Raw genomic sequence first — 11,522 nt, 5'->3', positions numbered from 1 at the left:
CCCCTGGGGTGTGACCCGGAACACACCACGAGTTGCGGTTTGACGCCTGAGGCGGACGGTCCAGACCGGGCCCGGAATGTGCGCGTCGGGCGGGTCTGGGGGCCGCCACCGGGCGCGCGTCCTCTCGTTTCCCCGGTCGCCCGGGGAAACGAGCGCGACACGCCGCAGCGCACCGGCGTGTCGCCGTCGCTTCCGCCGATGGACGGGCTCCCCGGGCGCCGGGAGGACGCCGGCCGACACGCAGATCGCCCCGTCGTCCGGTGGACGACGGGGCGATGCGAGCCGGGTGGCGCGGGCGGGTGGCGCCGGGTCAGCTGCCGGCGAGCGCGGCCTCGGCGGAGTCGTGGATCACGAAGACCTTCGCCAGACCGGTGATCCGGAAGATCTTGAGCAGGCGGTCCTGGTTGCAGACCAACTCCAGCGAGCCGTCATGGGCGCGGACCTTCTTCAGCCCGCCGACCAGCACGCCGAGGCCGGTGGAGTCGAGGAACTCGACCGCCTCCATGTCCACGACGATGTCGTAGCTGCCGGCGGCCACGAGCTCGGTGATCTTGTCGCGCAGCTTCGGAGCCGTGTAGACGTCGATCTCGCCGCCGACGGCAACGATGGTCTTCCCACCGGCATCGCGCGTCGTCAGAGTCAGATCCACCTCAGTACTCCCCGTGCAGTTCGATCGGTCGGCCGGTCCGCCGATGGGCAGCCCATGTCGTCCGGCCTGGTCAATGAAACCACGCTCGTGCCGTCCCGCGCACAAACGAGGTCTCAGCCGGTGGAGCAAGGGCCCGGGCAGCGTACGTCGTGGCGCCCGGCCCGGCCCTGGTGTCCGCGGCCCGCGACGACGCGGTGTCGGCACGCCGCGCGAGAATGGATCGGTGACCACGACCCCGCGCTCCCGCCCGGTCGACGTCGCCGACCTGGTGGACCGGCTGGCGTCCGTACCGGGGCGCGAGGACCGGCTGCGGCACCTCGAGATGCTGCCCCCGCGGGCGGCGACGTACGCCGACTGGCCGGCCTGGGCCGGCGCCGACGTCGTGGCCGCGTTCGAGGCCCGGGGGGTCGAGCGGCCGTGGCGGCATCAGGTCGTCGCGGCGGAGGGGGCGTGGGAGGGTCAGCACGTCGTGCTGGCCACCGGCACGGCGTCCGGCAAGAGCCTGGGCTACCAGCTGCCCGCGCTGAGCGCGATCCGCGCGACACGCGGCGCCCGGGGGCAGCGGGGCGCGACCGTGCTCTACGTCGCCCCGACCAAGGCGCTCGCGCAGGACCAGCTCGCCGGCGTGACCGCGCTGGGCCTGGACGTGCGCGCGACCACCCACGACGGCGACAGCTCGCACGAGCAGCGCGACTGGGCCCGCGACCACGGCGAGTACGTGCTCACCAATCCGGACATGCTGCACCGCTCGCTACTCCCCGGGCACCAGCGGTGGTCGTCCTTCCTCGGCTCGCTGCAGTACGTCGTCGTCGACGAGTGCCACCACTACCGCGGGGTCTTCGGTGCACACGTGTCCCACGTGCTGCGTCGGCTGCGCCGGCTGTGCGCGGCGTACGGCGCCGCCCCGACGTTCGTCCTCGCGTCGGCGACCGTGGCCGAGCCGGAGGTCGCGGCGGGCCGGCTCACCGGGCTCGACGTGCTCGCCGTCACCGGCGACGGCTCGCCCCGGGGCCGGGTCGCGCTCGCGCTGTGGGAGCCGCCGTTCACCTCCTTCACGGGCGAGAACGGCGCGCCCGTGCGCCGGGCGGCGTCGTCGGAGACCGCCGACCTGCTCGCCGACCTGGTCGCCTCCGACGCCCGGACGCTCGCCTTCGTCCGGTCGCGACGGGGCGCCGAACAGGTCGCGATGACGGCCGCGGAGCTGCTCGCCGAGGTCGACCCGTCACTGCCCGGGCGGGTCGCGGCGTACCGCGGGGGTTACCTGCCCGAGGAGCGCCGGGCCCTGGAGGAGGCGCTGCGCAGCGGTGATCTCGCGGGTCTGGCCGCCACCAACGCCTTGGAGCTCGGTATCGACGTCAGCGGTCTCGACGCAGTGCTGATGGCCGGCTTCCCCGGCACCCGTGCCGCGCTGTGGCAGCAGGTCGGCCGGGCCGGGCGCGGTGCGCGCGACGCACTCGGCGTCCTGATCGCCCGCGACGACCCGCTGGACACCTATCTGGTCACGCACCCCGAGGCGCTGCTCGGCCGGCCGGTCGAGGCGACGGTCTTCGACCCGGCGAATCCGTACGTGCTCGGGCCGCACCTGTGCGCCGCGGCCCAGGAGATCCCGCTGACCGAGGCCGACCTCCCGCTCTTCGGGCCGACCGCCGGCGAGATCATGGCCGCCCTGACCGACGGCGGACTGCTGCGCCGCCGGCCGCGGGGCTGGTTCTGGACCGACCGGCGCCGGGCCAGCGACCTCGCCGACATCCGCTCTGCCGGCGGCGCGCCGGTGCAGCTCGTCGAGGCCGAGACCGGCCGCGTCGTCGGCACCGTCGACGCCTCGAGCGCGCACGCGACGGCCCATGCGGGCGCCGTCTACGTCCACCGCGGCGAGACCTGGCTGGTGCGCTCGCTCGACCTCGACGAGCACGTGGCCGTCATCGACCGTACCGAGACCGACTACTCCACGACCGCCCGCGAGATCACCGACATCTCCATCGTCGAGGAGCGGGCGCACGCCGCCTGGGGCGACTGCCGCCTGTCCTTCGGGCTGGTCGACGTCAGCCACCAGGTCGTGGCCTACCTCAAGCGGCGCCAGCCCGGCGGCGAGGTGCTCGGCGAGGAGCCCCTCGACCTGCCCGAGCGGTCGCTGCGCACGGCCGCCGTCTGGTGGACCGTGCCCGAGCACGCGCTGACCGAGGCGGGGCTGACGACGCGCGACCTGCCGGGCGCCGCACACGCGGCCGAGCACTGCTCGATCGGGCTGCTGCCACTCTTCGCGACCTGCGACCGGTGGGACATCGGCGGCGTCTCCACGGCCGTACACCCCGACACCGGGCAGCTGACCGTGTTCGTCTACGACGGCCACCCGGGTGGCGCCGGCTTCGCCGAGCGCGGCTTCCGCGCCGCCCGCGACTGGCTGGGCGCCACCCGCGACACGATCGTCTCGTGCGGCTGCGACGACGGGTGCCCGTCATGCATCCAGTCGCCCAAGTGCGGCAACCAGAACAACCCGCTCGACAAGTCCGGCGCCGCCGCGCTGCTCGACCTGCTGCTCGGAGCGGGATAGCGTCGCGGCATGGTCGCAGGACTGCTGCTCCTCGTGGTCGGTGCGCTTGCGGTCGTAGCGGCCGTGTTCACCGCCGACGGCACCGGAGTCGAGCTGCTCGGCTTCGACGTCACCGCCCTCGGGCTGTACCTGATCGGGCTCGGGAGCGGCGTGGCGATCCTCTGGGGCATCGGCCTCACCAAGTGGGGTACGAAGCGCAGTCTCCGGCACCGCCGCGAGGCCAAGCAGCTCAGCGAGCTGAACGACAAGCTCGACCGGCAGGACGCCGACCGGCAACGCGAGAGCCCGGACGGCGAACGACCCTTCTGAGCCCCGCTGCACGGCACCCGTCCGGCGGTGAGCAGGCAACCGTCGTGGTGCCCGGAACGGTTGCCTACTCACCGCGGCACGGCACCACGACCCGCGCCGGCGCCGGGCTCAGCCGGGTCCCGCGCGCGCCTCGGCGACCAGGTCCGCCGACTGCCCGAGCCACCGGGGACCGGTGACCTCCACGCGCAGCCGCACCTCGCGACCCGCCACCGCACACGACACCAAGCGTGCCCCGTTCACCGTGGCGATCCGGGTGCCCTCGCCGCACCCGTCCGCCCCGTGGGCCAGCGCTCGCGCCGCGGCGAGCGCCGCGAGGTCGGCCGCACTCTGGGCGCGCCGCTGAGCGTGGATCATGGCGGCGACCACGCCGAGGGCGGCCGCGACGAGCACCAACAGGCCCAGGCACGCGACCGCGAACGGCGCCGCCGATCCCCGCTGGTCGCGGCTCACGGCACCGCCTCGGGCGCCGTCTCCTCGGCGACCGCGACCGCGTCGGCCGACACCTGCGCGTGCGGCAGGTCGAACAGTCCACCGGGACCGCGGACCCGGCCCGTGACGGTCACCCGGACCTCGCCGCCGGACCTGTCGACGCTGACCCGGCTGCCCGGCGGGGCGACCTGCTCCCCGCGGCCGACGGCCGCCGCGACGTCGTCGCCACGCGCGACGGCCCGGGCGGTCTCCCGCGCGGCGTCGACGGCGCGCACCTGGGCGGCCCCGACCGCGAGCAGCCAGACCAGTCCGATCGTCGCGGCGAGCAGCAGCGGCAGCACCATCGCCAGCTCTGCGGTGGCGGCACCGCGCTCGGACCGCAGGTACCCCCACGGAGTCGCGGACCGGAGGAGCGCATCGGGGGAGGTCCGCGATCCCGTGGGGTGGCTCATCCGATGCCCAGGAGCCCGAGCACGTGGTCGAAGAGGGTCTTGAGCAGCTGGTCTCCGAAGCCGCCGGTGAGCAGCTTGTAGAGCAGCCCGGCCAGGCCGGCGCCGGCCGCGGTGCCGACGGCGTACTCGGCGGTGGTGATGCCGCGCTGGTCGTGGCAGGCCGGCTCGCGCCGGCGTCGGTCACGGAGGTGGAGGGACATGGAATCTCCTTGTTCTGAAGGCTTCCCGGGCCACCCGATGTGGTCCGGGAGTACGACGATGCGACATCGCGGGGACGGTCCGCCGCCGCGACGGCCGAGGCTGTGGACGATGCGGTCGGAGCGCCGGCGGTGGACGACTCGTGGCCCGGCGCCGGCGACCCTCACAGGTCGAGGCCGCTCAGGAGGGCCACGACGAGCGGGACGATGCCGATCAGCACGAAGGCCGGCAGCAGGCACAGCCCGAGCGGCACGGCGGCCCGCACCCCCACGGCGCGGGCGCGTTCCTCGGTATCGGCCCGGGCGTTGCGGGCGAGCTCGTCGGCGAGTCTCTCGACGGTCGCCACCACCGGTGCGCCGGTCTCGTGGGCTCGCGCGAGGGCGCGGCCCAGCGGCGCGAGAGCGGGCTCCGCCGTGAGCGACGACCAGACCTCGACGGGGTCGAGCCCGAGCGAGAGCCGGGCGGCCGCCCCGAGCAGCCGGTCGGCGGCCGGGCCGGGCAGCGCGGCGCACACCTGGGCGATGCCGTCCTGGGGCGATGCGCCGGCTCGCAGGGTCGCGGCCACGAGCGCCACGACGTAGGGCAGGTCGCGAGTGACGGCGCGACGACGGGCGCGCTCGGACGCGGGCTCGGCGCGCCCGATGACGATCCACACGACGACCGCCGCGACCGCACCGGCGGGGATGCCGGCGGGCCCGGAGACGAACGTCAGTGCGCCGGCTCCGGCGCAGCCTGCCCAGAGCAGGCGGTGCCGATGCAGCCAGCCGACACCCGACGAGGCCGGCGCGGGAGCGGCGACGGTCGGCGGCACCGGTCTGGGCCGCACCAGCATCGCCGCCGCACCGGCCGCGGCCAGTACCGCGAGCCAGAGACTCACGTCGCGTCCCCGGCGTCGCGGGCGATCGTCTCGATCCACCACAGCCCGGCCAGCCCGAAGGCGAGGCCGGCCGCCAGGCAGCCCAGCCCCGCGGGCGTCCGGAGCAGGAACCGCCACGGATCGCCTCCGGCACCCGATCCCATGAGCAGCGCGAGGATCGGGAGCCCGGCGACCAGCCGCGCGGTCGCCCGCGCTGACGCCAGCTCGCCCGCCACCACGCGGCGGGTGCCGGCGTCGGCGCGCAGTGAGATCGCGACCCGGTCGACCGTCGCGGCCAGGCCCTCGCCGGTGCGGTGGGCGACCTGCCACGCGGCGGCGACGACCCGCAGGTCTCCGGCCCCGTCGACCTCGGTGGCGACGGCCCGCAGCGCGGACGGCACGTCGGCACCGACCCGGAACGCCGCCGCGACCGGCGCCAGCGGCACCCAGGTGCGCGCCGCCCGATCGAGGCAGTCGCCCGGTGGCAGCCCGCCCGCGAGCTCGCTCGCCATCGCCTCGCAGGTCTCGAGCACCCGGGCGGCCGTGGCCGCCGCGGCCCGCCTGGCCCGCTGGCGGCGGACGAGCGCGACGCCACCGAGCGCCGCGAGGGCGCCGACGGCGCTCAGCGCCGAGAGTCCGGGGACCAGGACCACCGCGAGCGCGACCACCGCGGCCCCCGCCGCCAGCTGCGAGCGCCCGGACATCCGGGCCCGCCCCGCCAGGCGGGGCGGCGATCGCACCAGCAGGGCGGCGGCCCCGGCCGCGCACCCCGCGGCCAGCACCATCACCGTCATGGGGCGCCGCCCAGCCGGTCGGCCAGCTCGTCGGCCGCCGGACCCGGTCGCGCTCGGCCATCGGCCGCGACGACGAGCGCGGCGCTCATCGCGACCAGCCCGTCCGGCGACCTGCTGGGCACCGCGACCTGCCGGAGCCGGCGCCGACCGTCGCGGTCACGGGAGAGGTGGAGCACGACGTCGACGGCCGAGGCGAGCTGGCTGTGGGCGGCGTCGCGCCCCAGTCCGCCGGCGAGGGCCAGCGCCTCGATGCGCGCCGGGACGTCGAGCGCGGAGTTGGCGTGCAGCGTGCCGCACCCGCCCTCGTGGCCGGTATTGAGGGCCGCCAGCAGATCGACCACCTCGGCGCCGCGCACCTCGCCGACCACGAGCCGGTCGGGCCGCATCCGCAGCGCCTGCCGCACCAGCACGCGGACGTCGACGGCGCCCGCGCCCTCGATATTGGGCGGTCGGCCCTCCAGGGCGACGACGTGGGGATGGTCGGGCCGCAGCTCGCTGGCGTCCTCGACCACGACGACGCGCTCCTGCGGCGGCACCCGGCCGAGCAGCGCCGCGAGGAGCGTGGTCTTGCCGGAGCCGGTGCCGCCGCTGACCAGGAACGCCAGCCGGGCGGCCACGATCGCGTCGAGCAGCTCGGCGGTCGGCTGGCCCAGCGTGCCGGAGTGGACCAGCTCGTCGAGCGTGAACGCCTGGCGCCGCGGCACGCGCAGCGAGATCACCGTGCCCGGCCGGGCCAGCGGGGCGAGCACCGCATGGAAGCGGGTGCCGTCGGGCAGTCGCAGGTCGACGTACGGCGTCGCGTCGTCGAGGCGGCGCCCGCCGAGCGCCGCCAGTCGCTGCGCCAGGCGGCGGACGGACTCCTCGTCGCGGAACCGGACCGTGGTGAGCTCGAGGCCGGCACCGCGGTCGAGGTAGACGTGCTCGGCGCCGTTGACGAGGACGTCGGTGACCTGGGGAGTGCGCAGGAGGGGCTCGAGCGGACCGGCACCGACCACGTCGCGGCGCAGGGTCTCGTAGACGGCGAGCACGGCTGCGTCGCCGACCGGTCGGCCGCTCTCGCGCAGCGCCTCGGCCACGCGGTGGGGCGTCAGCTCTCCCGGCGAGCGCGCCAGCCGGTCGCGCACCGCCTCCAGGTCGACCGGGTCCGCCTCGGGAGCGACGCTCATGCCGCCTCCGCCGACCCGTGCAGCAGGGCCAGCTGGTCGAGCGCGTCGCCGGCGGCCCGCCCCAGCGCCCCGCGGCGAGACCGCACCGGCCCGAGGCCGAGATCGATCGCCTCGGCGAGACCGCGCTGGTCGCCCATCGTCGTGAGCACCGGGACCCGGGTGGCCCGGGCGATCGCCTGGGGGTCGACACCGGCGCCCCGCACCACGAGCCGGACCCGGGACGGGTCGGGGTGGCGTGCGCACACGCGCACCGCGGAGGCGACCCCGGCCACCGTCGGCACCACGACGACCAGCAGCCGGTCGCACCGGGCGGCGACCTCGTCGACCAACGGGTCGCCGGTGCGCGGCAGGTCGACGACCACGAAGTCGTGGCCACGCTGCGCCGCCGAGAGCACCTCACGCACCGCGAACGCCTGCAGCGTGCCGGGTGGCCCGGCCCGCCAGGTCAGGGCGGCCAGCTGCTCGCGGCGCGGCAGCGCCTCGCGCAGGGCCCGGGCGCTCAGCCGGCCGGTCGCGTGGCACAGCCCGTCCCAGCGCACGCCGTCGCGATCTTCGAGGCCGAGCACCCGGTCGACGCCCGGACCGAGCGGATCCGCGTCCACCACGAGCGCCCGGCCACGCCGAGCGGCGAGCTGGCCCAGGGCACACGCGAACGTCGTCGCGCCGGCGCCACCGCTCCCGCCCACGACGCCGACCACCACGCCGGACGCGCGGTGCGGGTCGCCGAGATCGGTGAGCGCCTCCACGAGCCAGGCCTCCGACGCCGGGAGGTCCGTCACACTCTCGGCGCCGAGCGCGACCGCCACCCGGAACAGCTCGTCGGGCACCGGTCCCCACGCCACGACGTGCGCCCCGTCGCGCCGGGCCGGAGAGATGGCCGCCAGCTCGGCGGCGACGTCGGCGCCGACCAGCACCAGGGGCGCCACCGGCCAGCGCCCGAGGGCGGCGCCGATGTCGGGCGCCACCTCGGGTTCGACGCCGGCCGCAGCGGCCAGGCGCAGCAGCTGGTCGAGGAGGGAGCGATCGCGGGTGACGATGAGCGGAGCGTTCATGCGGCGATGCTCCCCGCGCCGCGACGTCCCCACCACCGGGCCGATTCCCCTTGTGGACAAGGGTGCTGGACACCGGGGCTGTGCACGGAAGCTGGGCCATGGCCCCCTACGATTGGGGCCATGGCGCCGACCGCGGCCTTCTTCGACCTCGACAAGACGATCATCGCGAAGTCGAGCACGCTCGCCTTCAGCAAGCCGTTCCAGGCCGGCGGCCTGATCTCACGCCGCGCCGTGCTGCGCTCGGCGTACGCCCAGTTCGTCTACCTGGTGGGCGGCGCCGACCACGACCAGATGGAGAAGATGCGGCAGTTCATGTCGCAGCTGTGCACCGGCTGGGACGTCGCCACGGTCCGCGAGATCGTCGCCGACACGCTGCACAACGTCGTCGAGCCGCTCGTGTACGACGAGGCCGTGTCGCTCATCGAGGAGCACCAGCTCGCCGGACGGGACGTGATCATCGTGTCCGCCTCCGGGGCCGAGGTCGTCGAGCCGATCGCCGCCATGCTCGGCGCCGATCGCGTGATCGCCACCCGGATGGAGATCGTCGACGGCCGCTACAGCGGCAACATCGAGTACTACGCCTACGCCGAGGAGAAGGCCCGGGCGATCCGCGAGATCGCCGACCAGGCCGGCTACGACCTCGAGGGCTCCTACGCCTACAGCGACTCCGTCACCGACGTGCCGATGCTGGAGGCGGTCGGGCACGCCTACGCCGTCAACCCCGACAAGGAGCTGCGCAAGGCGGCGGCCGCGCACGAGTGGCCGATCCTGGTCTTCACCAAGCCGGTCGCGCTGCGCGCCCGGGTACCGCTGCCGGCCCGGCCGACCCTCGCCGCACTCGCCGTGGGCGGCGTGGTCGCCGTCGGCGGGGTCATCTGGGCGAACGCTCGCAAGCGCCGGCTCGGCGCCTGAGCGCCGCGGCGCAGCCCCCTCGAACGGCTCGCCCCGGAACCCATACTTCCCCCGGCAAGTCAAGGGACCTCAGGGCTTGAAGGGCTCCCTCAACGGGCGTACAAACGAAGGCAAGAACTCCATAGTCTGCACGTGAGCCGGGTACCCACGCGGCGATCTACCCTTCCTACAGGGCGTCGGCCGAGCCGGGACACTCCCGGGGCCGCAGTTGATGATGCACGCCTGGTAGCCGTCGGCCTCACGTGTCAGCGGCGGCACCCGGCCCAACCACTCGAGATCCGGGTGCCGTTCGCATGTCTGAGCGCAGTGAGCCGCGACGCAGGAGCGGCTCGCGTCGCGCGAGGAGGTCGAGGGCGCCCACGACCGACGAAGGAGGTCGCGACGGCGCGTCTCGAGACCCGGTGAGACGAACGCCGACGGTGACCACCGCGTTCATGGTGGGTTTCGAGACAGGCGCCAGCGCGCCTTCCTCAACCACCGACATCCCGGGGTTTTCGAGACAGGCGCCAGCGCGCCTTCCTCAACCATCGGAGGGACAGGACCCCGTCCCCCTCAACCACCGTGGACGGGACTGGCCTGCGCGCCGGCGGCGTACGCCTCGGCCGCGTAGAGCAGCCAGGAGTGCACGCCGGCGAGGCCGCCCTCGGCGTACCCCCGCAGGTTCGACTCGTACGCCGCGCGCAGGGCCAGGTGACCCGCCTCCGGGACCACCAGCGACTTCTCGTCCACGCCGCGCGCGACCAGCACCAGCCGCTCGGCGGCCCGGGCGACGATGCCGTTGTGCGACGGGAACGGTGCCCCGGTCACCAGCTCGGCGTGCACGACCGCGGCCACCAGCAGCGCCGGCGCGGCGGTCGCCGCCGACAGCAGGTCGCCGACCCGGCGCAGCCGACCGGCGGCCGCGCCGTCGCGGGGACGGCCGCGGGTGTCGGCCGGCAGGCCGGTCGCGGCCAGCGCGTGGATCCGGGCCAGCGCCTGCAGCGGCGCGCGCCCCAGCACCGGCACCAGCCCGAGCAGCTCCGTCGAGACCCGCACCGCGTCGAGCGCGATCTCGTCCCCCTCGCCGGCCCGCACGTCGGCCAGCGACGAGCCCGACCCCTCCAGCACCGCGCTCGCGTGGGCGCCGCGCAGCAGGCTCTCGCCCGTCAGCTCCGGCGAGGTCCGGCGCAGACCCCGGTCGCGCAGCATCACGTCGATGCCGTCGCGGGCGGCGGCGTACCCCGACGGGACCCCCTCGAGGTCCACCAGGCTCGACAGCGGATCGGCAGTCACGCCCGGAAGGCTATCCAGCGGGTACGGTGAGCCCGATGAGTGACCAGCCCTCGCCCGCCCGCTCCTTCGGCTCCGTGGCGGACGCCTACGACCGCGGGCGTCCGTCGTACCCGCGCGAAGCCGGGGCCTGGCTGGTGGGCGACCAGCCGCAGACGGTGCTCGAGCTCGGGGCCGGCACCGGCAAGCTCACCGAGGTGCTGCTCGGGCTCGGCCACGAGGTGCACGCCACCGACCCCGACGACGCGATGCTGGCGCGGCTGCGGGAGCGACTGCCCGACGTACCCACCTCGGTCGCCTCGGCCGAGGAGCTGCCCGCCGCCGACGGGTCGTACGACGTGGTGGTGGCCGGCCAGGCGTTCCACTGGTTCGACCACGAGCGGGCGCTGCCGGAGATCGCCCGGGCGCTGCGGCCCGGCGGCCGGCTCGCGCTGATCTGGAACAAGCGCGACGAACGCATCCCCTGGGTGAAGCGGCTCGGCCGGATCATCGGCACGCAGGAGCAGGAGACCGATCCGACCGAGACCCTGGTGACGTCGGGCTGGTTCGGCTTCGTCGAGAACGCCTCCTACAAGCACTGGCAGGTCATCGACCGCGAGTCCGTGCAGGACCTGGTGCTGTCACGCTCCAACGTCGCGGTGCTCGACGAGGACGGACGGCGGGCCAAGCTGGCCGAGGTGCTGGCCTTCTACGACGACTACGGGCGCGGCATGGACGGCATGCAGCTCCCCTATGTCGCCTCGTGCTTCCGCGCGACCGTGGTCGACCGGCCGGAGGGCGCGGCCATCGCGACGACCGAGGCGGGCGACGAGGGCCGGCCGGCCACCACGGGGGGCGAGCCGACCGACACCGACGACGTCCTGCTGATCGACTTCCGTTAGCAGC

Annotated in this window: 13 protein-coding genes; 4 read left to right on the top strand and 9 right to left on the bottom strand. The window is 75.4% G+C overall.

The features are described 5' to 3' along the window. Positions 1-310: 310 nt before the first annotated feature. A complete protein-coding gene (locus FHU40_RS11820) occupies positions 311-649 on the bottom strand; it encodes an anti-sigma factor antagonist (RefSeq protein WP_183592530.1) in 339 nt (112 codons plus the stop codon). Positions 650-872: 223 nt separating this feature from the next. Here FHU40_RS11820 and FHU40_RS11815 point away from each other — a divergent pair, with 223 nt between their 5' ends. Continuing rightward, positions 873-3,200, top strand: a complete 2,328-nt coding sequence (locus FHU40_RS11815; protein ID WP_343057830.1) for a DEAD/DEAH box helicase — start codon at positions 873-875, stop codon at positions 3,198-3,200. 9 nt (positions 3,201-3,209) lie between these two features. Then, entirely contained in the window at positions 3,210-3,509 is a 300-nt protein-coding gene (locus FHU40_RS11810; RefSeq protein WP_183592529.1) for a hypothetical protein, read from the top strand. Positions 3,510-3,617: 108 nt separating this feature from the next. On the opposite strand, the gene FHU40_RS11805 is transcribed toward FHU40_RS11810, so the two are convergent. The 7 genes from FHU40_RS11805 to ssd form a co-directional block, all read right to left on the bottom strand. After that, positions 3,618-3,959 (bottom strand): Rv3654c family TadE-like protein, encoded by a 342-nt coding sequence (locus FHU40_RS11805; RefSeq protein WP_183592528.1) that lies wholly within the window; start codon positions 3,957-3,959, stop codon positions 3,618-3,620. After that, a complete protein-coding gene (locus FHU40_RS11800) occupies positions 3,956-4,390 on the bottom strand; it encodes a TadE family protein (RefSeq protein WP_221199819.1) in 435 nt (144 codons plus the stop codon). The genes FHU40_RS11805 and FHU40_RS11800 overlap by 4 nt, the downstream gene beginning before the upstream one ends. Beyond that, entirely contained in the window at positions 4,387-4,590 is a 204-nt protein-coding gene (locus FHU40_RS11795; protein WP_183592527.1) for a DUF4244 domain-containing protein, read from the bottom strand. The genes FHU40_RS11800 and FHU40_RS11795 overlap by 4 nt, the downstream gene beginning before the upstream one ends. Before the next feature lie 161 nt (positions 4,591-4,751). Next, positions 4,752-5,465 carry a type II secretion system F family protein gene (locus FHU40_RS11790; RefSeq protein ID WP_343057829.1) on the bottom strand — a complete coding sequence of 238 codons (714 nt, stop codon included), beginning with the start codon at positions 5,463-5,465 and terminating at the stop codon, positions 4,752-4,754. Then, a complete protein-coding gene (locus FHU40_RS11785; protein WP_183592526.1) occupies positions 5,462-6,238 on the bottom strand; it encodes a type II secretion system F family protein in 777 nt (258 codons plus the stop codon). Before FHU40_RS11785 ends, FHU40_RS11790 begins: the two co-directional genes overlap by 4 nt. Then, positions 6,235-7,404 (bottom strand): TadA family conjugal transfer-associated ATPase, encoded by a 1,170-nt coding sequence (locus tag FHU40_RS11780; protein ID WP_183592525.1) that lies wholly within the window; start codon positions 7,402-7,404, stop codon positions 6,235-6,237. Before FHU40_RS11780 ends, FHU40_RS11785 begins: the two co-directional genes overlap by 4 nt. Next, positions 7,401-8,456, bottom strand: coding sequence for a septum site-determining protein Ssd (gene ssd, locus FHU40_RS11775; protein ID WP_183592524.1), 1,056 nt, complete (start codon positions 8,454-8,456; stop codon positions 7,401-7,403). The genes FHU40_RS11780 and ssd overlap by 4 nt, the downstream gene beginning before the upstream one ends. Before the next feature lie 120 nt (positions 8,457-8,576). On the opposite strand from ssd, the gene FHU40_RS11770 reads away from it, so the two are divergent. Then, the gene (locus FHU40_RS11770; protein ID WP_183592523.1) at positions 8,577-9,368 is read left to right on the top strand and encodes an HAD family hydrolase; all 792 of its coding nucleotides are present in this window, start codon (positions 8,577-8,579) and stop codon (positions 9,366-9,368) included. Positions 9,369-9,920: 552 nt separating this feature from the next. On the opposite strand, the gene FHU40_RS11765 is transcribed toward FHU40_RS11770, so the two are convergent. Then, positions 9,921-10,640 carry a Fic family protein gene (locus FHU40_RS11765; protein ID WP_183592522.1) on the bottom strand — a complete coding sequence of 240 codons (720 nt, stop codon included), beginning with the start codon at positions 10,638-10,640 and terminating at the stop codon, positions 9,921-9,923. 35 nt (positions 10,641-10,675) lie between these two features. Here FHU40_RS11765 and FHU40_RS11760 point away from each other — a divergent pair, with 35 nt between their 5' ends. Then, positions 10,676-11,518 (top strand): class I SAM-dependent methyltransferase, encoded by an 843-nt coding sequence (locus tag FHU40_RS11760; RefSeq protein WP_183592521.1) that lies wholly within the window; start codon positions 10,676-10,678, stop codon positions 11,516-11,518. The last annotated feature ends 4 nt before the right edge of the window (positions 11,519-11,522 follow it).

The sequence above is a fragment of the Nocardioides soli genome, assembly GCF_014191495.1.
Lineage (GTDB): Bacteria > Actinomycetota > Actinomycetes > Propionibacteriales > Nocardioidaceae > Nocardioides > Nocardioides soli.
Note: the sequence above shows the minus strand (reverse complement) of the source record. Positions and strands in the feature narration are given on the sequence as shown.